A 23034-nucleotide genomic window follows, 5' to 3' on the forward strand; every position below is an offset into this window, starting at 1 on the left:
TCAGTCCCAGCGATAACGCAACGGATTGTCAGCACTGCCCAGTGGGGCACGGTTTCCACTCAGGTCGATGGGGTCCCCGTGGCCCTGTGCCCTCAATTTATGGTTTAGTGCCAGGGCATCACGTAAATTGCGCATCCCCACAGAGGTGACCAAGGCCAAGCGCGCTCGATCGCTCTCCACTGAGAGCAGCTGAGCACTGCTCACCTGAGCCAACCCCTGCAGGTAAGCCAAAGCTTCGGTATAGTCGGCAAAACTACCAACACCAGACAGTTCAACAATCACAGCTCCAGATTCAGCATCCTGTCCTTCTGGGCGCACCGCATAGCGCTGGGCTAACAAGTTAGCCATCTGGTTAACCCCTCGTAAGGCCACCTCTTCCAAAGAACCACCATTACTGTCGAACGCATAGCTGCGCCCACCGTGTAACAGCAGCCAATCTGCCTGCCAGCGGCGGCCGGAAGCCTGCAATAGGCGCCCCATCAGAGTAGCATCGGGTCGGTAGCGAAAACCCGCACGTTCGGCAGCTGCCTCGTCTTGAGCCCAGAGGGACCCTAAAGGCATATTGCGCTGATCGTTGAGATCCATCACCGGGAAATCCAGTGGAACGCCCCGCTCTATGGCCATAGCGTCAAGCACAGAGAATAATTCTGGAGCATCTTCTTCACGCAGGACACTGCGGCCATCTTGCAGTGTATCTACGGCCAGCCAGACTAAAGTGCCTGGGCGGTTATTTGGCCACATAGGTAAACCCAGCTGGTGAACTTGCCTGGAGACAGCCTGGGGGTCAAAAGAGAGATGAAGATAAAGCTGATTGTTCTCGCTAGTGTAGCGATAGCCCTGTACTAACTGTTGAGCCTTTGGCAGGAGCGATTGCAGATTGGGGTTACTGCCAATAGCGGCATCCCCTGTAACCCGCACAAATACCCGCTCGAGTCCCCGGCTACCCGCAGCCGCGCGGTCTGTAGCGCCACGACTGGGCACGGCTTCAACCACTTCGTATAGATCCGAGATAACTCGAGCCTGGACTGGCAGGCTTAGCGCACCGAAAAGCAGTGCCAGTAACTGCAACACCAATCCCTGCCGGAGCAGCTTGTGCATAGGATTTCTCTCCAAACCTCATTCCACCCCGTGAGCTTGCACGAAATTGTTATTGATGCGCAAGACGCCAAAATCCACGGTTAGGATAAAAATTGGGGCTATTGTATCAGCGTCGGCGACTTCTCTCAGCCCCGAGTTCTCACTATTCGTGTATTTCAACAGGCCAACATGGAGATAAATTCCATAATCGCCTAATGAGATGCCGCCAGGGCGTGGCTACTGAGGCAAGACCCGGCTAGAATACGCGCCCTTCGAATACCCACCGCAGGAAGAATCATGAGCGATTCCAAGCCGCAATCCACTCAATCATCCCTCTCCTATAAAGATGCCGGAGTCGATATCGACGCGGGTAACGCCCTGGTAGAGCGTATCAAACATGTAGCCAAACGCACCTCCCGGCCAGAAGTAATGGGCGGCCTGGGCGGTTTTGGCGCCCTTTGCGAATTGCCCTCTGGCTATAAAGAGCCTGTATTAGTTTCTGGCACCGATGGTGTGGGAACCAAACTACGCTTGGCAATGGACTTGGGTATCCACGACAGCATCGGCATTGACCTGGTTGCCATGTGCGTCAACGACCTTGTCGTCGCAGGCGCTGAGCCCCTGTTCTTCCTCGATTACTACGCTACCGGCAAACTCAATGTAGATATCGCCACTGAGGTAGTCTCTGGAATTGGTAAAGGTTGTGAGCTGGCCGGCTGTGCACTGGTAGGTGGCGAGACCGCCGAGATGCCAGGCATGTATGAGGGCGACGACTACGACTTGGCCGGATTCTGTACGGGAGTGGTGGAAAAATCAGAAATCATCGACGGCAGCAAAGTCAAAAGCGGCGATATTTTGATCGCTCTCTCTTCCAGTGGCCCTCACTCCAATGGCTACTCACTGATCCGAAAAGTACTGGAAGTCAGCAGTGCCGACCTGGAAGAGGCTGTTGGCGGAGAAACCCTGGCCAAAGCCTTAATGGCGCCCACTCGTATCTATGTCAAGAACCTGCTGCAGCTGATGAAGAGTGTCCAGGTTAATGCCCTCAGCCATATCACCGGCGGCGGCCTGCTGGAAAACCTGCCCCGTGTTCTTCCTGAAGGGTGCCTTGCGCGCGTTGACGTTAGCAGCTGGGAAATGCCGGCGGTATTTCGCTGGCTGCAGGGCGCAGGCAATATCGACCCACGCGAAATGTACCGCACATTCAACTGCGGTGTCGGCATGGTAATTTGTGTACCTGCTAATCAAGCTGATAAAGCTCTGGAAACCCTCAAACAACTGGGTGAGGAAGCCTTTGTAGTGGGCAGTATTGAAAATGCCGTTGAGGGCTCGGAAGCTGTTGAACTGGCAGGCTTATAATGACTCAGGGTGTATGCAAAGTTACCGTTTTGATCTCCGGCAGTGGCAGTAACCTGCAAGCGCTATTGGATGCCTCGGCAAAAACCGACGCGCCCTTTTCTATCTGCTCAGTTATCAGTAATAAATCTGGGGCCTACGGCCTGACTCGAGCCGCCGAAGCTGGCGTCTCATGCTCAGTGATTGATCATCGGGAGTTCTCCAGCCGAGAGGATTTTGACCGTGCTCTGATTTCCGAGATCGACAGCCAACAACCAGATCTGGTAGTCCTGGCCGGTTTCATGCGCATCCTGACACCGGAGTTTGTACAGCACTACAGCGGGCGCCTACTCAATATTCATCCTTCCCTGCTGCCAAAGTACCAGGGCTTACACACCCACCAGCGCGCCCTGGATGCCGGTGATTGCGAACACGGCGCTACCGTGCACTTTGTTACCGAAGAACTGGATGGGGGCCCAGCCATCATCCAGGCTGTAGTCCCTATAAAAGATGGGGATACAACAGAGTCATTGGCCAAGCGGGTTCAAGTGCAGGAACATGCAATATACCCAATGGCAGTTACCTGGTTCGCAGAGAAAAGGTTGCATATGCACGGTGATCGCTCCCAGTTGGATGGCGAACTCCTACCCCGTAGCGGAGCTAAACTAAACAGCTGAGACCTGTTATTAGCTGGCGGGGTAAAAGTCCTTCAATGTACTTTGCCAGTCCCGCCGGCTAATATTCAAGGAGATTCAGTATTAGTGGGGCTCAGCCGTGCGTTTTTTAGTTTCCGCTCTATTTCTTTTTCTACTCACCAGCCAAACCCTGGCCAACCAATTAGAACCCTTTAAAGCGACCTATACTGCGCGCTTCAATGGTATCAGCGTCACCGCCACCCGCGAGCTCACAGGCCAGCAGGGCAATTGGCGACTGGATTTCAGCACCAACACCCTATTTGCCAGCATCAAAGAGTACTCCCGCTTTACCAGTGAGAACGGCCACATAACTCCCTACCATTACGAATATCGCCGCAAAGGACTGGGCCGTAATCGCGGCACTGTGCTCAATTTTGAGCCAGACAAGGGCATGGTACTCAATGTTTCCAATCCCGAAAGGGATTTGAAAGATGTATCTCCACATATTCTCGATAAGGTCAGCTACCAGTTGCAACTGACAATGGATGTCGCCGCAGGCAAAGAAGACCTCCAGTACGAAATTGCCGATGGCAAGAAGATTCGCAAATACACTTTTGCCCGAGAAGGCACTGAAACCCTGGATACCCCGATGGGGGAAATCGAGACAATTAAAGTGCGCAGGGTTCGGGATGCCGACTCTGCAAGAGAGACAACAGTCTGGATTGCCCCCCAGTGGAACTATGCGTTAGTGAAGCTTGTTCAAAGAGAGGAAAATGGTAAAAAATACCAAATCACCATGACAAATCTATCCATTAATGGAAAAAACGTCAGCTCAGGCCAATAAAAAACCAGTTCCCCGCGAGGCAAAAAAAAATCTATTCATTTGATGGATTTTTGCCTCCTTTCTCATTATAAAGTGACTCCTTTCCCTTGCTCAGGCAGTTTTCTATTGCCTAACTTTTCCAGTAAGGGATTTGCTATGAAATCGGAAGGTATCTATATAAGTCTAACGGCCTTCCTTCCATGTAACGGCATTTATTCAAATGCTGCATATGGTTTTCAGTAATCAGCAGACTTAGAGATGGGCTCTCATGAATAAGAAATACCTGCGACACGCAGTTCTGGCCGCAGCAATCGGCTCCGTTTCCCAAGGCGCAATGGCAGCAGGTTTCTACCTGCAGGAAACCAGCGCATCTGGCCTAGGCCGCGCTTTCGCCGCCGAAAACACCATCGGTGACAATGCCTCTATCCTCGCACGCAACCCCGCGGGCTCTGCGCTGTTTGACACCTACACTATTTCAGGTGGCCTTACTTACGTAGACCCCAATATCGACGTATCTGGCGATGTTACTTATTTCGGGCCAATCCCGGGCACCCGCACCACTGTTCGGGCTGATGCCGACGATTACGCTACCAGCGCATGGATTCCCAACGGTTATTTAGCCGCACCGATCAACGATGAGTGGTCTTGGGGCCTGGCCATGTATACAGATTTTGGCCTTGAGACTGACTTCCCCGATAGCTTTCCAGCGGCTGCCATTGCAAACCAAACTGAGCTGCTGACAGTCAATATCCAGCCCTCTATTGCTTACGATATTAATAACACCTTTAGCATTGGCGCTTCTATCAATTTCCTGTACGCCGATGCAACCCTGAAGACCAATATACCGACAGACTTTGTTCTTGACCCAATCTTCAGTAATCCTGCGGTCTTAGGCAGAGGCCTCTCTGGCGCTTCCGTTCTTAAGATTGAGGGCGATGGCTGGGATGTTAGCTGGACCTTAGGTGCATTGTGGCGCATCAGTGATAATACCCGCGCCGGCATTTCTTACCATGCCAAGTACGATCCCAAACTCAAAGGGGATGTGAGTTCCGACTTAATACCTCCCCCCCCTGCCGCGCCATTTGATGATACCAGCGGCAACCTCACGTTAGACCTGCCGGATACTTTGGAGCTGGGTTTCTACCACCGCTTCGACAACCAATGGGCAGTTGCAGTTGGCTATATGTGGACCAACTGGGAAGAGTTTGAGCGTCTCGAAGCCTTTATCCCAAGCGCTGGTGAGGGGTTCAATCCTCTACTCATCAAAGAAGAAAACTTTAAAAGCGGTTCACGCTTCAGCCTCGCTGGCGAGTATTTCTACAATGATGATATTACCGTGCGCTTCGGCTATGCCTATGACCAAGGTGCAGCGCGCGATGGTTTCAATCGTCACGAGCAAGAAGAAATTCTTGCCACTACTGGCCTGGACCTCCCCATCACCTGGCGCACATTATCCATTCCAGACACCGATCGTCAGTGGCTCACGCTTGGTGGAACCTATCAATATAATGAAAAGCTGAGCGTAGATGCCGGCATAGCTTACATCTGGGGTGACGACGAGAGAATTCAGGAATATACACCAATCCCCGTTCCGACCTACTACGATGGCGGCACGACCAAAACAGAGGCCTGGCTGTTCAGTGCAGCTATTAACTACCGCTTCTGATTAGCAAGTCCCCACGAAAAAAAGGCTCTACCTCCGGTAGGGCCTTTTTTGTTTACAGACCAACAAAAGACACCCGCTTCAAGCCCCCAAAGCCTTGCCTATACCACCACAGCCCCGACCTTAAAAAAAGGGGGTAGATAACCATCCAGGCAAATTTGCTATAAACACCCCTCAAGTTAATTAAATTCAAATCTCTGTCTAACCCAAAAATCCAACGCCAACAATTTTGCTTGTCGATTAAATTCTACCAATGACTCTCAACAAAAAGCGGCCACTAGAACCACCCCTCTTTCTTTGTTGTGACCATGACCTGGAACAGGGAGCAAGCAAAATAGTAACAACTGAAACTCCACCTTGAACCCGATTGCAATGAACAACCTACTGAGGGCACTAGAAGTTTAGGCGAACCGAGCACCACTGGCAGCAGTACCGGATCTATACCCCGGCACCAGCCCGATCAAACAAAAATCAAAACCGAAAACAACCAAGCAACAAGAGTAAAATCATGAAGTTAATAGCAGTATTTTTCTTGTTATTCTTAAGCTTCGATATCTCGGCCTTCACCATGGGAGATGCCATCAATATAGCTGGCCGACAGCGGATGCTGTCTCAGCGTATCACCCAGACGTATATCCTCCGCGGAATACAGCCCAGTGCGGAGCGCCACAAAAAAGTCTTTTCAAGGTCCCTCCAGGAGTTCAAGCGAAACCACGAAAAACTAAGTAACTTTCAGGGCGCGGAAAAAATCGAAACCCAATTAATAAAAGTGCAAAAGGAGTGGGAAAAATTTGAAAAAATCGCCCTCCAACCCACCAGCAAGGAAAGCGCTACTAAGCTGTTTGAACGGAGTGATGAACTCCTGTCTGAAACCCATGCTTATGTTGTGAAGCTCCAGCAACTTGCACCGCATAATAGCGCTGAGTTAATTAACATCGCAGGTCGGCAACGCATGCTCTCCCAGCGCATAGCCAAAAACTATGCTGCTAAACTCTGGGAAATTTCCCAAGATAATGCCAGTAGCGGTCTGCAACAGGATCTTTCCGAGTACTCCAACCGCCTTAACCAGCTTCTGGAAAGCCCACTCAACACACCCGAAATCACCCACAATCTGCGCAAAGCTCAGGATCACCTAAATTACGCCAGTCGCGGGTTCGAAGGAGAGATGAAAATATCTGAGAAGCGCCAGATTCAAGTAATTACAGGCACTACCGATCTAATGCTGCGCAATATGAATGTTATTACTCAGCTGTATGCCAAATTATTGGATTCAAGCACAACTTTATAAGAACAGAGGATGCAATTGGAAGAATACTCCAGAAAAGCTTTGAAGAAACCATCGGAACAATAAGAAAGGGGGGAGCCCCCCTTTCTTAATTAGTGCGCTAATACGCTATTGGATAACCAGCAGATTACCAGCCGCACTGACGCCCCTGGTTTTGCTCTTCCAGATAGGCCATCAAAGGCTGGAAGTAATCGATAATTGCCGAGGCATCCAGATCGCGCTGGCCAGTCAGAGCTTCCATTGCATCGGGCCAGGGCTTGCTTGCACCCATAGCCAACATGGTGCGCAACTTCTCGCCCGCTTCATCATTTTTGTAAATAGAGCAACGATGCAGCGGCCCGGTTTCACCAGCGGCCTCACAGAGTGCACGATGGAACTGGAACTGCTGAATACGCGCAAGGAAGTAGCGGGCATAAGGCGTATTACCTGGAATGTGGTACTTGGCACCCGGGTCAAAATTCGCTTCGGTGCGCTCTACTGGAGCTTCAATACCCTGGTATTCCTCACGCAATTTCCACCATGCCTTGTTGTAATCGGAAGGCTGCACTTCGCCATTAAATACCTGCCAACGCCATTTATCTACCAACAAACCAAAAGGCAGGAAGGCAATCTTATCCAGCGCCTGCTGCATCAGGTAGCCAATATCCTTACTCTCGTCCGGCACCTCATTCATCAAGCCGATTTCTTTAAGGTACTTCGGGGTAATAGATAGCGCGATAGTGTCGCCAACAGCTTCATGGAAACCATCATTGGCACCCTCTTTGTAGAGGAAAGGCTGGTCCTTATAGATGCGCTGGTAGAAGTTATGGCCCAATTCATGATGGATTGTAACCAGGTCTTCACCAGTCTTGTTGATACACATCTTGATACGAATGTCGTCCTGACCATCCATATTCCAGGCACTGGCATGACATACCACATCCCGATCCTGGGGCTGGGTGAACTGTGAGCGCTCCCAGAAAGTATCAGGTAGCGGCTCAAAGCCAAGAGAGGTGAAGAACTTCTCACCCACCTTCACCATATCCTTCTCGCTCATGCCAGAGTCAACAACGAGCTGAGTCAGGTCATAAGGCGCTTGCATGTCCTCGTCTTTAACCAATTCATAGATATTGCCCCATTCCTGAGCCCACATGTTACCGAGCAAATGTGCCGGAATTTTGCCCTGGGCAGGTGCAACCTCATCGCCATAATGCTCATTCAGCTTGGCACGCACATGGCAATGCAGAGCCTCATACAAAGGCTTCACCTTATTCCACTGCGTATCCATATCAGCTGCGAAAGCATCCGGTTTCATATCGTACTTGGAGCGCCAGAAAACACTCAAGTTGTCATAGCCCAGCTCTTTGGTACCGGCGTTGCCGATCTCAACCTGGCGCTCATAAAGTGGCTTCATTGGAGGAGAGACTTTGCGCCAACCGACCCAAAGATCCTTGAGTAGTTCAGGGTCGCGATTGGTGGCCATCATCTGACCCATTTCGGTCAGGGTATAGCACTTCTCATCCCCCGACTCCTCACGGCAGTATTTGCCAGCGCCATACATACCCTGCATCTTCGAGCCGATTTGAGCCAATTCGGAAGTTAATGCCGGATCCTTCGGAGCTGGGAATACCAAGCCCTGCTTCAACATAGTCAGCTTGCGGCGGGTATCTGCATCCAGTTCCAGATTATTGAACTTAGCTGCTTCGGAGGCCAGTTCCACGGCCAGGGTCGTGTAACGCTCACTGGCGAGCGCTTCAACGTACTGGGAGTCCATATTGATGTAAGTCGAGGCCAACCAGGCTGCATGGCTCATCTCCTGGGCCATTTTTTCCAGGCGCGCCTGGGCGCCATCCAGGAACGCCTGGGCATCTTTGGCTGTCAGCTGGCCTTGTTCTGCCGCCGGACTTTCTGCAGTAGCCTGAGCCACATCAATATTTTTCGGAGCCTGTTGGCCATCGTCGCAAGCAGACAGCGCCACCGTAGTGGCGATGGCGAAAGCAATTTTCTTCATCTTCCCCTCAGATAATCATTATTGGGCCTGGTTATAACTGACGCCGTTTATAGCATAAGCTTCATATTGTCATCGACGTCAGGCGCAATTTGAAAGCCCAGTTCGACACAAAATACCTTTTTTTGCAGATTTTCCGGGGGAAAATACGGCTCAAAACCAGTCAGTTCGCGAGGTCTCAAGAAGCTTACTTCGCAACGGGGAAAGAAGATCTAAAAGAAAATAGAAGGGAAAGACTGAGAAGATGGAGGCAGCCCAACCAGCAACACCCTCGGCACATGATACCACTGCTACCGTTGCTCCCTTCCGGGCCTGGCGGGGTTCACAGCTGCTCATTGCGAGGGGACCGGAAGGGCCGCCACAACGATCTTCGGTGCATCCGAAGAGGGCGCGATTATAGAGGCATAAAGGCGCAAGTTCCAGCCCTATTAACAGGTTATAATAGACGTCTAGTATTTTACCCCTTCAATAGAGTTACTCATGCACCTTTTTGTCGATAATTTGACCAATGTTGACTTCAGCTACCTGGACCATGAACGCGGGTTGGTAGGAGAGACATGGCTGGCCAATGCTGCCCTTGAGGGCACCCTGGATCACCAGGGTATGGTTTGTGACTTTGGTATCGTTAAAAAGACTCTACGCCATTGGCTGGATGATCAACTTGACCACCGCCTTTTAGTGCCCACCAAGGCCCCAGGCCTGACACTTACTAATGAAGGCGAGCTAATTTCACTCAGTTGGCAGCTGGCAAATGGCGAGCAAATTGCCGTATCCGGGCCCGAGCAGGCTTTCGCTCTAGTCGAAGCTGACACTATTAATAGAGACACCGTTGCAAACTGGAGTGTAAAGCAGCTGGCCAGCTCCTTTCCGACCAGTGTCGAGCAACTCAAGCTCTCTTTTGAAGATGAAAAAATAGAAGATGCCTTCTACCACTACAGCCACGGGCTAAAAAAACACGATGGCAATTGCCAGCGAATTGCCCATGGCCATCGATCCCGCATCCAGATTTATTCTGCTGGAGAGCGCGACAAGCAGCTGGAGCAACAATGGGCAAAACGCTGGGAAGACATCTATATAGGAACCCGCGAAGATTTAATTGAGGAGGGCGAGAAAACCCTGAGCTTCGCTTATCGGGCTCAGCAGGGCAATTTCACTCTGGAGATTCCTGTACGCTGTTGCGAGGTGATCAACTGCGATACTACCGTGGAGCAACTGGCTCAATATATTGCCAATACCCTGGCCAAAGATTTGCCTGGAAAAGAAATCACCGTTCGCGCTTATGAAGGCTTGGGTAAAGGGGCTATCGCCTCCGCCAAGCAATAAGCTTTTGCGCATAAATTATTCCCTGGGCCCAGCAAAGGTTAGCGGATTTTGAACCTGATTGTTTTACGGGAAACTGATTTCTTCGACTCAACACATGTACGCCTCTCAGGCCGCAGGTTGGAGCATATTATCCAAGTCCATCGAGCTGCACCGGGGCAGCAACTGCGTGTTGGGTTACTCAATGGCAAGATTGGTTTTGGTGAAATCACTTTTCTTACTGATCAACAAGTAGAGTTAAGGGTGGAGTTACAAAACAGCCCTCCACCACCACTACCACTTACGCTGGTTCTGGCATTGCCGCGCCCTAAAATGTTGAAGCGGATTATTCAGCATATCACTGCCCTAGGCGTAAAAAAGCTGGTTCTCCTGAATAGCTATCGTGTAGAAAAGTCCTATTGGCAAACACCCTGGCTGGAACCGGATAAACTATTCGAACAGTGCCTGTTAGGCCTTGAGCAGGCTGTTGATACTCAGATGCCGGAAATCATCTTGCGCAAGCGCTTCAAACCGTTTGTGGAGGATGAGCTACCCGAGCTATCCGCCAATACATTAAAATTGGTAGCTCACCCGGTAGGTGGCGATGCCTGTCCCGTTGATATCGATAAGACAACAACGCTTGCGATTGGCCCTGAGGGAGGCTTTATCCCCTACGAAGTTGAAAAGCTAAAGGAGGCCGGTTTCCACTCGGTACATTTGGGAGCGCGTATTCTGCGCGTGGAAACCGCGCTGCCAGTATTGGTAAGTCGCCTTTTCCCCGCCCGCTGAGCATACACAACCGAACGGAAAAGGGGTTGTAAAAAAAATTAAGCAGCCTCTTACACCCGAGCCACCTCTATTACAAAGCCTTAATCTCTCCTACCTCACAGCTTCAAATTTCCACTCGATAATTTAATACGAATCACTCCTACAGCGGATAGTGAGACATTTGCACGCTTTATTCATCAAGATTTCATCATTTTGTAATAAATAAGACATATTTTGCGGCCTCGTTTTTCTTCCCTATGGGCGAGTTTTTATGTACCTGTTCCTTCACCGGCTATGTTTCACCTTATCATTTTTACTGGGGCCTATACTCACCCCGGCGGCTTCAGCTGAGCTGCCTCCTTTCGACTCGAGCACTTCGGGCCTGTTGTTTACCTTACACGGATCCAACACCATCGGTGCACAGCTGGCACCCAACTTGATTCGCGATTACCTCTCCGCAAAAAGCGCCAGAAATATTCGCGTAATCCCCTTGGACACTCCCAATGAACTTCGCGTACAGGCAGACACTGGCAGTAACACCGTTTTCATTGATATAGCGGCGCATGGTTCAAGTACTGGGTTTAAAGGGCTTGAGCAGTCTCAAGCAGATATTGCCATGGCTTCCAGACCGATCAAGGATACGGAATTATCATCTCTGAGCCGCCTTGGAGACATGCGCAGTAGCCGGGCAGAGCATGTAATTGCTATCGATGGCCTGGCAATTATTGTGCATCCCGGTAATCGCATCGAAAAACTGACCTTGCAACAAATCGCCTCTATTTTCTCCGGCAGAATTTCCAACTGGTCCCAACTCGGCGGTAACAAAGGTCGAATCAAAGTCTATGCCCGTGATAATCAATCTGGCACCTGGGATACATTCAAGAATCTGGTACTTGGCAAAAGCCACACACTCGCCGGCAGCGCAAAACGCTTTGAATCCAATGATCAACTCTCGGACCTGGTTGCCGCAGACCCCAACGGCATTGGCTTTGTTGGGCTGGCATCAATAAGGCAATCCAAGGCAATCTCTGTTTCCGATGAAGATACTTTGCCTCAAGCACCTGAACACTTAACTGTTGCGACCGAAGATTATCCCCTATCACGCCGCCTGTTTTTATATACACCGGTGTATTCAGCCAAACCAGCTGCCGATGATTTTCTACGTTTTGTGCAAAGTGAGCTGGGACAAGAGCAGGTAAAAGCCACAGGGTTTGTTGCACAGACCCCAATTGGTGTAAAGCCTGGCAGCTTAAGGGAAGGCCCAGTGGAGTATTTGACCCTGACTGAAAAAGCAGAACGACTAAGTATTAATTTCCGCTTCTCTGAAGGTAGTGCGTCTCTGGACAACAAAGCCCAGCAGGATATTCAAAGACTCGCAAACTATATGCAAAAACCCCAAAATCGTGATCGCCGATTGCTACTGATTGGATTTGGCGATGAAAAAGCCAGCCCGGAACGTTCAGTAATTCTATCCAAGCTGCGTGCAGTAACTGTGCGATCCGCACTTCGCGACCACCAGATAAACACTGCTCCCGTACAAGGCTTCGGCGCTTACCTACCTATTGCATCGAACAACTCCAGTGGCAAAGTCAAAAATCGCCGGGTTGAAGTTTGGCTTCTGTAAATTGAAGATCCTGCCGTTTCACAGGGAAGAAAAAATGATTGAGGCGGGATTAAATCCGATGGAGTGTTCTGTAAAGTCCTTCCTGTCTTCTGATACTGAGTTATCGCCAACAACTGACTTTAAGGGAAATCAGTGCAGCAGTAAGCCAACCCAGAAAATAAAACTCGCAATAAAAAAGCCGCGTTGATACGCGGCTATCAATGACAGCTTTCACTGTCAGGTCTCACAGAGAGGAACGCCAGGAGCGCTCCGGGAAAAACTCCCAAATAACAAGCGCGTTGCAGCTCGTTTTAAATAGGCGGCTGCTGAGCAGCCGCCAACAATCAGGCTACAGCTTCTTCAGACTCAGCTACTTTTTGCAGAGCCAGCTTGGGATCCACAAATTCATAGCCCAATACATCGGCAACAGCTTTGTAGGTCACCATACCAGCGTGAACATTCAGCCCTTCCAGAAGATTCGCATCATCCAGCAACGCCTGCTTAGCACCTTTGTTTGCCAGGGCCACGGCGTAAGGCAGGGTAGCGTTGTTCAGAGCCATGGTGGAGGTGCGGGCTACACCGCCGGGCATATTGGCTACACAGTAATGTACTACCCCATCTACCACATAAGTAGGCTCTTGGTGGGTAGTGGCTTTGGATGTTTCAAAACAACCACCTTGGTCGATAGCCACGTCTACAACCACAGCACCCTTCTTCATGCGGCTGATGATGTCGCGAGTCAGCAGCTTGGGAGCCGCAGCGCCCGGAATCAATACTGCACCCACAACCAGGTCCGCTTCCAGCGCGTGCTTTTCAATAGCGTCGTTTGTGGAGTATTCAGTGCGCACAGCGCCACCGAAGATGTCATCCAGCTGACGCAGACGTGGCAGTGAGCGATCCAGGATGGTTACATCAGCACCCATACCCAGGGCCATCTTGGCTGCATTGGTACCAACAACACCACCACCGATAATCAGGACTTTCGCGGGGGCTACACCGGGTACACCACCGAGCAATACTCCAAGGCCGCCTTGGGCTTTTTCCAGGTGGTGGGCGCCACATTGTACAGACATACGACCAGCCACTTCAGACATCGGCGCCAACAGCGGCAGACCACCAAAGCGGTCGGTAACAGTTTCATAAGCGATGCAGGTTGCACCGGATTTCACCAACAGCTCGGTTTGCTTGGGGTCTGGAGCCAGGTGGAGGTAAGTGTAAAGAACCTGCCCAGGGCGCAGCATTTCGCACTCATTCGGCTGCGGCTCTTTGACCTTGACGATCATATCGGCAGTGGCAAAAATCTCTTCCGGAGTATCAATAATCTTGGCACCGGCCTGCTCGTACATTTCATCGGTAAAGCCAATAGCTGCACCGCCATCTTTCTGTACGATTACCTGATGACCGTGGCCAACCAGTTCGCGAACACTCGACGGCGTCAGGCCAATACGATACTCGTGGTTTTTGATCTCTTTAGGGACGCCAATCAACATTTTCTGCTCCTCAATCTCTGTATCTGGCGCAATCTTTGCGCATAGACAAAGCCACACCTAATTTCTGTGTTTTCCCCAGTATAAGGCCACCCCTAAAGTGGATTTCTATAAGATTTTTTATCAAACTAGTGGAATCCACTATTAAACCTAGTCGATAGTCCGATTTTTGAGCTGATCATCTATCCAGGAGACAGAGGTATGCGCAAGCGCGCGGAAGAACTCAATACCGTGGACCGCAATATCCTGCGAGTCCTGCAAAAAAATGGCCGTACCAGCTATGCTGAACTCGCCCGACAAGTGGGTTTAACTGCTACCCCCTGTGTTGAACGGGTAAAACGACTGGAGAATGATGGCGTTATCCAAGGATACACTGCCCTGATCAATCCAGAATTCCTGGATGCCGCCCTGGTGGTTTTTGTACAGATTCGCCTGAACCGGTCCGCCCAGGACGCATTTGAAGAGTTCCGCAACGCTGTGGCCGCACTACCGGAAGTACAAGAGTGTTATCTGGTCTCTGGCAATTTTGACTACCTGATCAAAGCACGGGTTGCGGATATGAGCGCCTACCGCAAGTTTTACGGTGAGACTCTTCTGACTCTGCCAGAAGTACAGGAGTGCACCAGTTACGTGGTGATGGAGGAAGTAAAAGAAACCCTGGAAGTACCAGTTCACTACAATCGATAAGCCCATCAGTAGGGGCGACTAGTCAGCCCCCCTACTGCAAGTTGGCAAGAGTGATCAGTAGTGGACTCCCAGCTTGCGATAAACAAAACCTATAACCCAAGCCGGGCCAATCAGTAGAAACTGAATATCTTTAAAGAAAGAGGGCTTTTTCCCTTCGATATGGTGGCCTATAAACTGAAAAATCCACATCACTACAAATAGTCCCAGTGCCGTCTGCCAAACGGGCACCCCCAGGCGCTCCGCTATCGACCAGGCCCAGAGGCAAACTACCGTTAAGGCCGTCATGCCAATTGCAATTGCAAAGGAAAGGGCAAAATAGAAAAGCATCACTGGCACTGTGATCACTACTGCCCAGTTCAACCAAGGGATCGCCGCCATAAACTGCGGCTGCGGAATATCCCATAGCAGGCCAACAACAGTTGCATAAATTACCGGTACTGCAACCCAGTGAATGGATTTATTGATCGGGTTCTGGTGGCTCTCGCCGTATTCGGCAAACCACTGCTGGGCGGTGCGCATGACAATCTCCTTTTCTTATTGTGTCATTGTCAGGAGAGCTATGATCCTCCGGGCACAAACGGTAATCAATGGCCGAAAGTGCCAGGTAAAATATTTTGTCAACGCCGCACGTATGCATCCAGCTGAGCGTGATAGAGTTCAGCCATCTCCCTATCGAAACAGCAGAAAACAATACTCTGTGGCTCCCCCTCTCTCTCCAAGTGCTGCTGCACCTGTTCAACGGCAATTTCTACCGCAAGCCTGGGAGGATAATCATAAACACCGCAACTAATTGCGGGGAATGCGATGGAACGCATGTTCTCTCGCCGCGCCAAAGTCAGGCATTGGCGGTAACAGCTCGATAAAAGCTCTGGCTCACCCAAACGGCCACCGCGCCAGACTGGCCCAACCGTGTGGTAAATACGTTTGACAGGAATTGAAAAAGCGCTAGTGGCACGGACCTCACCAACCGGGCAACCCCCGATACTGCGGCAGGCATCCAACAAATCTGGACCCGCCGCACGGTGAATGGCGCCATCCACTCCACCACCGCCGAGTAGACGAGCGTTGGCGGCATTGACGATGACATCGACGTTTAATCGCGTGATATCACCGAGATGAACTTTGATCACTCAGTATCTCCAACCGCTATTTGAATAATCGCTGCGGATGGAAATCCTTTTCGCTTCACAACAGTCGCACCCATATCACAGGCGCGCCCTTTGCGTAGCTGTCACACTGCACTCAGCCCCATCACTGGGGGCCGCAAGTACAAGCCCTCCGGGGTTAGCCCAGCAATTTTTTATGCTGGGAGGCCACGGCTTCCGGGCATTTCGTCAGTACGCTAACTATGACGATAGCAGCTGCTGAGAAAATAAAGCCCGGCAGCAATTCATAGGTATCGAAGAGACCACCGGAGAGCTGCTCCCAGATCACCACTGTGCCACCACCGACAATCACCCCTGCAATGGCACCGCTGCCAGTCATTCTTGACCAGTAGAGGCTGATCAGAAGTGCCGGTCCAAAGGCGGCGCCGAGTCCGGCCCAGGCGTAACTCACCACATCCAAGACCTTGGAATCAGGATCCATAGCAATCCAAACAGCGATTAGAGAGAGCCCAACAACGGCCCAGCGCCCCACTTTCACCATGGCTTCAGGACTGGTCTTACGCCCAAACCAGACATGATAAATATCCTCTGCCAATGCTGCAGAGGACACCAACAGCTGGGAATCTGCGGTGCTCATAATGGCGGAGAGGATCGCCGCTAGCAGCACACCCGCGACAACCGGATGGAACAGAACCTGAACCAGTTCCATAAAGACCGTCTCGCCATCCGGCAGCCCCTGCTGCATCTGTAGGTGGGCAAACAGGCCAACTGCCATAGCACCCAAAAAGCCAACCAGGGACCAAACTGCGGCAACGGTTGCAGCCGCAGGTACATCATCCGGGCTGCGTACCGCCATAAAACGCGCCAGGATATGGGGCTGGCCAAAGTAGCCCAGCCCCCAGGCGAGAGAGCTCAAAATGGCAACCATGCCCAACGCCTGTCCACTGCCATCAGTCAACCAATGCGTTAACTGGGGCTGTTGTGCTTGCAACTGAGCCCAGCTGGCGGAAAAGCCACCCTGATCGGAAATCACCACTAAAGGAACGGCAATCAGAGCAACACTCATTAGCAGACCCTGGAATACATCTGTCCAGGATACCGCCAGGAAACCGCCAAATAGCGTGTAAGAAATCACTGCAACTGCACCGATAACCACTGCAAAGTGGTAGTCCCAACCAAAAACAGTCTCAAATAACTTACCGCCGGCAATCAGCCCCGAAGCCACGTAAAAGAGGAAAAACAGCAAGATGAAAATAGCGCATACCGTGCGCAGATAAGGGTGGCCCATCTTGAAACGGCGATCCAGGTAGGCTGGCACCGTCAGGGAATCATCCAGTTCATAGGTATATATGCGCAGGCGGCGCCCCATACTGACCCAGCTCAGCACGATACCGGAAAAGAGGCCTATAGCAATCCAGCCCGCAGACATCCCCGCAGCATAGGCAGCACCGGGTAATCCCAGCAGTAACCAGCCGCTCATGTCAGAGGCCCCAGCAGAGAGCGCCGCAACGGCAGGGGGCAATGAACGGCCACCAAGGAAATAATCACTGGCATTTTTGGTACGCATATAAGCGTAAATGCCAATCACCAGGATTAGGGCCAGGTAGGCGATAAAGGTTAGGGCTACGAGCCACTGTGCAGGCATGGGGGATTCCTTCTACTCAAACTGAGTGGCACCTAGAGAGGGCACTTTCTGCGACTCGCTGCTCGCTTTTTGGGCAAAATGAGCTACGGGATCGGTACCACTTCAAAAATTGTTATGTTTATTGCGCCTAAATCTACCCAACAGGTGGCGTCGACTCAATCCGCAAACTAAATATTCAGAACAGCCACAGAAAAAAAGACAACACTATGGGCATTTGTCTGGACGAATTGCGCCTCCAGGTTATCCGTCCGACCCTCAAACACCTGAGAGCCTGGAGTCAGGGCATGGAAAACCTCCTGCTCGGCACAGCCGCACAAGAATCACAGCTCGGGTTTCATCTCAAGCAGGGACGGCGCCATGGATTGGGCATCTATCAAATCCAACCACACACGCACCAGGAGATCTGGGATCACTATCTGATCGATCATCCAGCCCTGGCCTCAAAGGTACGCGGCCTGGCCAGCCAGCGAGACTTTCTCGATCACCCCCACAGCGAGCTGACCACCAACTTGCGCTATGCCACCGCTATCGCCTGGCTGGTTTACCGCTCAGCGAATGTTCACAAGATTCCCGAGCCGGAGACCAATGATGTGACGAAAATGGCGCGGCTGTGGCACCAGCATTTTCACCACGGGCCCAGCGCCACTACGAGGGATTTTGAATGCAGCTATGCCCAACTGGTAAGTGGTGCAGACCCTACAAATTCAGCGCCGAGATATACTGGGGCGCAGCCTCCTGAGCATCCTCAGGCTCCCAGGAATTCACCTGACGCTGAATTAAATGGTCAGGGCGCTCGGCAGCCGACGGCTTAGAGCGATCCAATTCCAGGCTTTCAAAGTTGTAGAGATCCCTGTCTGCCAGTTGCGATGGGGATACACGCGTTAATGCGGCAAAGATATTTTCACTACGTCCTGGGAATTTTTTATCCCACTCCCGTAACATCTGCTTAATCGCCTGCCTCTGCAGATTTTCCTGGCTACCGCACAGGTTGCAGGGAATGATCGGGAATTCCTTAAACTCCGCATAGCGGGCAATATCCTCTTCACGGCAATAGGCCAGCGGGCGAATCACGATATTACGGCCGTCATCAGCACGCAGCTTGGGCGGCATCGCTTTCAAGCGTCCACCGTAAAACATGTTAAGGAATAAAGTCTCGACAATGTCGTCTTTATGGTGGCCAAGGGCTACTTTGGTGGCACCGATTTCCTCGGCAAAGCCGTAAAGGGTACCGCGGCGCAGGCGCGAACAGAGGCTACAGGTGGTCTTGCCTTCAGGCACCACTTCCTGCACAACTGAATAGGTGTCTTTTTCCACGATGTGGTGCGGTACGCCGAGGGAGCGCAAATACTCCGGCAGGATATGCTCCGGGAACCCCGGCTGTTTCTGGTCCATATTCACCGCCACCAGCTCGAAATTGACCGGTGCAGTTTTTTGCAGGTTCAGCAGGATATCCAGCATGGCATAGGAATCCTTGCCACCGGACAGGCAGACCATAATTTTGTCGCCTTCTTCAATCATGTTGAAGTCCGCAATCGCACGACCCACATGACGACGCAGGCGCTTCTGCAGCTTGTTAAATTCGAGTCGCTCGCGGCGATTTTCCACTTCGGGCATGGTGTCTCTCTAACTAGTTCAGTACCGCTGGCCGGTTACAAACCTGGGGGCACAGCCGCAGTACTACTTCTTGTGGCTGATGGCCAGTTGCTGGCTTTCCCAATCCTGGGGGCGCGATTGTACGCATTTCGATCACGGAGTACACGACTGGCTATCCACCTCTTCTGCCAGCAGTGACTCAACACAGGGCCATACATGGTCCAGCAATGCGGGCTGGGCCTTGGCGGTTGGGTGGATACCATCCGATTGCATTGCCCCATCTGCCAGCGCCACTGTCTCCAGGAAGAAGGGCACCAACCCGACCTGCTCAGATTTCGCCACCTTGGGATATACAGCGGCAAAGGCATTGGTGTAGGCACGACCGTAGTTAGGAGGAATACGCATGCCCAATAGCAATACCTCAGCACCAGAGTTCTTGGCCAGTTTCACCATTTCCATCAGATTGCGCTGCAAGGACTGCGGCGGGTAGCCCCGCAGGCCATCGTTACCACCCAGCTCCACAATCAGCCAACGCGGATTGTACTCCTCCATCAGGCGAGGCAAACGCGTCAACCCACCGGAAGTCGTTTCGCCACTGATACTGGCATTGACCACTCGAATTTTTTTGCCTTTCTCCTGCAGGCGCTCTCGCAATAATTGCACCCAGCCCTGCTCTTCATTGATACCGTAAGCAGCGCTGATACTGTCACCCAGCACCAATAAGGTATCCGCAGTATTCGCCTGAGCAGCCCCGACAGGGATAAACAGCAACAGTACCAAGCTGAATTGAGCCGCCAACTGCCGAAAAAAGGCTGTCGTCATGTCATACTCTCCAAAAAATTCGCGTATCCGTATAGGGAACACAGTATGTCCGCCATTCTTACGGCAGAAAACCTGTATCACAGAGTCTCCACCAGCGAAGGGCCATTGACCCTATTAAACAATATCTCTCTGCAACTGGCGCGCGGGGAAAGCCTGGCTGTGACCGGTGCCTCAGGTTCCGGCAAGTCCACCCTGCTCGGTCTATTAGCGGGATTGGACAAGCCCAGTGAGGGAAAAATCTGGCTGGCCGGCGAAGAAATTACCGCCATGGATGAAGAACAACGTGCGGCGGTACGCGCCCGCTGTGTGGGGTTTGTCTTTCAAACCTTCCAGCTACTACCCGGTCTCACCGCTCGCGAGAATGTCATGCTGCCCAGTGAGCTGCGCGGTGAACGCGGCGCCGCCAAACGCGCGGAGGAGTTCCTGGCCAAGGTCGGACTCGAGCACCGCCTGGGCCATTACCCGCGCCAACTCTCCGGCGGGGAGCAGCAAAGGGTCGCCATTGCCAGGGCATTCGCCAGCTTCAGCGGCGAGGACGCTATCCTTTTTGCCGACGAACCCACCGGCAGCCTGGATGCCGGCAATGGCGCCAAAATTATCGATTTACTCTTCAAGCTCAACGCCGAGTCCAGTACCACTCTGGTATTGGTAACCCATGAGCAACGCCTCGCCGAACGCTGCGCCACTCACCTTCGTATGTCTGCTGGAGCCGTGGAGTCTTACATGCCCTTCTCAGGTGATGACAACTTGTCGGAGGTGTCCGCCTGATGCTGCCACTCAGACTGCTGTTCAGGGACTGGCGCGGTGGCGAGCTGGCCCTGATCGCCAGTGCCCTGGTACTGGCCGTGACCTGTGTAACCGCCATTGCCCATTTCACTGACCGCCTTACCCGCGCCATGGAGCAGCAATCCCTCACTTTCCTGGCCGCAGAGCGGGTGCTGCGCAGCAGCAAACCCGTGGATAGCGCATGGCTGGAGGAAGCCAATAAAAAGGGATTGGAACAGGCCCAGATAGTCCAGTTTTCATCCATGATCTCCGCCAACGACGAGTTCCAGTTTGTCTCAGTCAAAGCTGTCGACAAAGGCTATCCATTGGTGGGACAACTGGAAATCAGCAAGTCCCCGAAAGGCCCAGGGGAAGTGGCACCGCAAGGACCTCCCCCGGGAGAAGCCTGGGTGGAGTCCCGCCTTCTACCATTGATGGGAATCCAGCTCGGCGATCCTATCGCCCTCGGCGACACCCAACTGAAAGTGACAGCCACACTGGAGCGGGAACCCGACCGGGGCACCAGCCTGTTTGATATGGGCGCGCGACTGCTAGCCAATACCGCCGACCTGCCCGCCGCAGGTGTGATCCAGCCCGGCAGCCGAGTGCGCTACCGCTACCTATTTGCCGGTGATGACCAAGTCCTGAAGGATTACTTTGACTGGCTCAAACCTCAATTGACTGAGCACCAGCGAATCTTGGACCTGCGCGAAGGCCAGCCCCGCGTTGCCTCAGCCCTGGATAGAGCCGAGTCATTCCTGTTTCTCGCCGCCAGCCTGGCTGTACTTCTCGCCAGCGTCGCCGTTGGCCTGGCAGCCAGACGCTACGGACTGCGCCACGGCGCCTACGTAGCCGTAATGAAAAGCCTCGGCGCCGGGCGCAACAAAATCCTCGGCATCTACCTGGGACAGCTGGCCGCCCTCACCCTGATTGCCACTGCTATCGGGCTGGCACTGGGCACCTTTATCCAGAGCCAGGCGGTCAACCTGATGGAAGGGTTCTTCCCGGTTCAACCCCCGGCCACCAGCTGGAGCCCTCTGCTAATTGGACTCGCCACCGGCCTCGCCTGCGCCCTGGGCTTTGCCCTGCCGCCGCTTTTCCGTTTGGCTCGTACAGACCCGATGCAAACCCTGAGGCACGACTGGAGCAATCCGGACAGACGCGAATGGCTCGGGTTGATTCTCGGCCCCAGCGCCATGCTGCTCCTAATCTGGTGGCTGTCCGGCAGTCTGCTCATGACGCTCGCCTTGTTTGTCGGCATGCTCCTGTTGGTAGCGGGCAGCGCCCTGGTTAACCGACTCCTGGTGCGCGGCAAATTGGCTTCCCTCGGCGGCGCATGGCGTATTGCCCTGGGCAGCTTGCAACGCCGCGCCGCGTTCAACACCCTCCTTATTGCCGCTTTTGGCACCGGATTATTGGCCATGCTGGCCATGGTCTTTGCCCGCACAGCCCTGGTGGATGAATGGCGGATGCAATTACCAGAAAAAGCCCCCAACCACTTCCTTCTGAATATCGCCCCCCACGACGTTCCAACCATGGAAAACATGCTGGCAGAGGGCGAGGTAAGCAGCACCGAGTTTTACCCCATGGTGCGCGGCCGTTTGGTAGCGATTAACGGCGTTTCGATTAAAGAGAAAAAAGATCGTCCCGGTGGCGTTCGCCGGGAATTGAACCTGAGCTACACCGATACCCTGGCGCCGGACAATCGCATCTTGGAAGGCGAATGGTGGGACAAGGCCAGCGAAGGTGTTTCCGTAGAAGTGGAGCTGGCAGCCCAGCTGGAACTGTCACTGGGAGATCAATTGCGCTTTTCCATCGGTGGCCTCGAAGTAGAAGCCCCAGTAGCCAGCTTCCGCTCGCTGGACTGGAACAGCATGCGCCCCAACTTCTATATGATATTTGCACCGGGCACTATCGATGATTTCCCGGCTACCTATATCACCAGTTTTTACCTCCCACCGGAGGACAAGCTACTGGTCAACGATCTGGTTCGCGCCTTCCCCAGCGTCAGCGTGATAGAGCTGGATAAGATCATCCAACGTATCCGCGACACCATTAACCAGGTGTCCTTTGCTATCGAATCAGTCATGGCCCTGATGCTTGTTGCCGGGGTGCTGGTATTAATTGCCGGAGTACGCGCCAGTATCGCCGAGCGATTGCAGGAAGCGGCAATTATCCGCACACTGGGAGGCCGCAGGCGCTTATTACTGAGAAGCCTGATACTGGAATTTGGCCTACTGGGTTTTGCCGCCGGCTTGCTCGCGGCTATCGGTGCTGAAGCCACTTTGGCCGTGCTGTCTTATTGGGTCTTTGAACTGCCGGTGATATTGCACCCAGTCCTTTGGCTAACCGGACCACTCACCGGTGCAGTACTGGTTGGCACCGCCGGTACCCTGGCCTGTTACAGCTCGATCAGCCAGCCCCCGCTCAGAGTACTGCGCGAACTGGCCTAAC

Annotated in this window: 20 protein-coding genes and 1 other RNA gene; 12 read left to right on the forward strand and 9 right to left on the reverse strand. The window is 52.6% G+C overall.

Annotation, left to right across the window (positions count from 1 at the left end):
• Positions 1-1098, reverse strand: coding sequence for a DUF2066 domain-containing protein (locus tag ACJJIP_RS14805; protein ID WP_020411667.1), 1098 nt, complete (start codon positions 1096-1098; stop codon positions 1-3).
• 276 nt (positions 1099-1374) lie between these two features.
• On the opposite strand from ACJJIP_RS14805, the gene purM reads away from it, so the two are divergent.
• The 5 genes from purM (at position 1375) to ACJJIP_RS14830 (ending at position 6821) form a co-directional block, all read left to right on the forward strand.
• Positions 1375-2436, forward strand: coding sequence for a phosphoribosylformylglycinamidine cyclo-ligase (gene purM, locus ACJJIP_RS14810; protein WP_444945451.1), 1062 nt, complete (start codon positions 1375-1377; stop codon positions 2434-2436).
• Positions 2436-3089: a phosphoribosylglycinamide formyltransferase gene (gene purN, locus ACJJIP_RS14815; RefSeq protein ID WP_020411665.1), complete on the forward strand. Its 654-nt coding sequence runs from the start codon at positions 2436-2438 to the stop codon at positions 3087-3089. The genes purM and purN overlap by 1 nt, the downstream gene beginning before the upstream one ends.
• A gap of 97 nt (positions 3090-3186) precedes the next feature.
• Positions 3187-3891: a DUF3108 domain-containing protein gene (locus ACJJIP_RS14820; protein ID WP_020411664.1), complete on the forward strand. Its 705-nt coding sequence runs from the start codon at positions 3187-3189 to the stop codon at positions 3889-3891.
• Positions 3892-4138: 247 nt separating this feature from the next.
• On the forward strand, positions 4139-5536 hold the full coding sequence (locus tag ACJJIP_RS14825; protein ID WP_020411663.1) for an outer membrane protein transport protein: 1398 nt from the start codon (positions 4139-4141) through the stop codon (positions 5534-5536).
• 505 nt (positions 5537-6041) lie between these two features.
• Positions 6042-6821: a type IV pili methyl-accepting chemotaxis transducer N-terminal domain-containing protein gene (locus ACJJIP_RS14830; RefSeq protein ID WP_020411662.1), complete on the forward strand. Its 780-nt coding sequence runs from the start codon at positions 6042-6044 to the stop codon at positions 6819-6821.
• A gap of 124 nt (positions 6822-6945) precedes the next feature.
• Here the strand turns inward: ACJJIP_RS14830 and ACJJIP_RS14835 are convergent, their stop codons facing one another.
• Together ACJJIP_RS14835 and ffs are read right to left on the reverse strand one after the other, a co-directional pair.
• The gene (locus ACJJIP_RS14835) at positions 6946-8808 is read right to left on the reverse strand and encodes a M2 family metallopeptidase (protein WP_020411661.1); all 1863 of its coding nucleotides are present in this window, start codon (positions 8806-8808) and stop codon (positions 6946-6948) included.
• Between the two features lie 251 nt (positions 8809-9059).
• An RNA gene (ffs, locus tag ACJJIP_RS14840) (signal recognition particle sRNA small type) lies at positions 9060-9157 on the reverse strand.
• A 128-nt stretch (positions 9158-9285) separates the two neighbouring features.
• Between ffs and ACJJIP_RS14845 the strand changes: the two genes are divergently transcribed.
• The 3 genes from ACJJIP_RS14845 (at position 9286) to ACJJIP_RS14855 (ending at position 12496) form a co-directional block, all read left to right on the forward strand.
• Complete coding sequence (locus ACJJIP_RS14845) at positions 9286-10128, forward strand: 6-carboxytetrahydropterin synthase (RefSeq protein ID WP_353374933.1); 843 nt, start codon at positions 9286-9288, stop codon at positions 10126-10128.
• 48 nt (positions 10129-10176) lie between these two features.
• A complete protein-coding gene (locus tag ACJJIP_RS14850) occupies positions 10177-10893 on the forward strand; it encodes a 16S rRNA (uracil(1498)-N(3))-methyltransferase (RefSeq protein WP_020411659.1) in 717 nt (238 codons plus the stop codon).
• Positions 10894-11143: 250 nt separating this feature from the next.
• Positions 11144-12496 (forward strand): substrate-binding domain-containing protein, encoded by a 1353-nt coding sequence (locus ACJJIP_RS14855; protein WP_353374932.1) that lies wholly within the window; start codon positions 11144-11146, stop codon positions 12494-12496.
• Positions 12497-12819: 323 nt separating this feature from the next.
• Here ACJJIP_RS14855 and ald read toward each other — a convergent pair whose 3' ends face one another.
• Positions 12820-13965, reverse strand: a complete 1146-nt coding sequence (ald, locus tag ACJJIP_RS14860; protein ID WP_020411657.1) for an alanine dehydrogenase — start codon at positions 13963-13965, stop codon at positions 12820-12822.
• Between the two features lie 198 nt (positions 13966-14163).
• Between ald and ACJJIP_RS14865 the strand changes: the two genes are divergently transcribed.
• Entirely contained in the window at positions 14164-14649 is a 486-nt protein-coding gene (locus tag ACJJIP_RS14865) for an Lrp/AsnC ligand binding domain-containing protein (protein WP_020411656.1), read from the forward strand.
• A gap of 54 nt (positions 14650-14703) precedes the next feature.
• Here ACJJIP_RS14865 and ACJJIP_RS14870 read toward each other — a convergent pair whose 3' ends face one another.
• From ACJJIP_RS14870 to putP, 3 genes are all read right to left on the reverse strand, one after another.
• Positions 14704-15168: an Mpo1 family 2-hydroxy fatty acid dioxygenase gene (locus tag ACJJIP_RS14870; RefSeq protein ID WP_444945452.1), complete on the reverse strand. Its 465-nt coding sequence runs from the start codon at positions 15166-15168 to the stop codon at positions 14704-14706.
• Between the two features lie 98 nt (positions 15169-15266).
• Complete coding sequence (locus ACJJIP_RS14875; protein ID WP_020411654.1) at positions 15267-15779, reverse strand: O-acetyl-ADP-ribose deacetylase; 513 nt, start codon at positions 15777-15779, stop codon at positions 15267-15269.
• 154 nt (positions 15780-15933) lie between these two features.
• Positions 15934-17400, reverse strand: coding sequence for a sodium/proline symporter PutP (putP, locus tag ACJJIP_RS14880; RefSeq protein WP_444945453.1), 1467 nt, complete (start codon positions 17398-17400; stop codon positions 15934-15936).
• Positions 17401-17606: 206 nt separating this feature from the next.
• On the opposite strand from putP, the gene ACJJIP_RS14885 reads away from it, so the two are divergent.
• Positions 17607-18212 carry a hypothetical protein gene (locus tag ACJJIP_RS14885; protein ID WP_444945454.1) on the forward strand — a complete coding sequence of 202 codons (606 nt, stop codon included), beginning with the start codon at positions 17607-17609 and terminating at the stop codon, positions 18210-18212.
• Here ACJJIP_RS14885 and ttcA read toward each other — a convergent pair.
• Both ttcA and ACJJIP_RS14895 read right to left on the reverse strand, forming a co-directional pair.
• Positions 18097-19014, reverse strand: a complete 918-nt coding sequence (gene ttcA / locus ACJJIP_RS14890) for a tRNA 2-thiocytidine(32) synthetase TtcA (protein WP_020411652.1) — start codon at positions 19012-19014, stop codon at positions 18097-18099. The genes ACJJIP_RS14885 and ttcA overlap by 116 nt on opposite strands.
• A gap of 132 nt (positions 19015-19146) precedes the next feature.
• Complete coding sequence (locus tag ACJJIP_RS14895) at positions 19147-19815, reverse strand: arylesterase (RefSeq protein ID WP_020411651.1); 669 nt, start codon at positions 19813-19815, stop codon at positions 19147-19149.
• A 45-nt stretch (positions 19816-19860) separates the two neighbouring features.
• Between ACJJIP_RS14895 and ACJJIP_RS14900 the strand changes: the two genes are divergently transcribed.
• The gene (locus tag ACJJIP_RS14900) at positions 19861-20583 is read left to right on the forward strand and encodes an ABC transporter ATP-binding protein (RefSeq protein ID WP_444945455.1); all 723 of its coding nucleotides are present in this window, start codon (positions 19861-19863) and stop codon (positions 20581-20583) included.
• On the forward strand, positions 20583-23033 hold the full coding sequence (locus ACJJIP_RS14905; RefSeq protein WP_444945456.1) for an ABC transporter permease: 2451 nt from the start codon (positions 20583-20585) through the stop codon (positions 23031-23033). The genes ACJJIP_RS14900 and ACJJIP_RS14905 overlap by 1 nt, the downstream gene beginning before the upstream one ends.
• The last annotated feature ends 1 nt before the right edge of the window (position 23034 follow it).

This window comes from Microbulbifer variabilis (genome assembly GCF_052467165.1).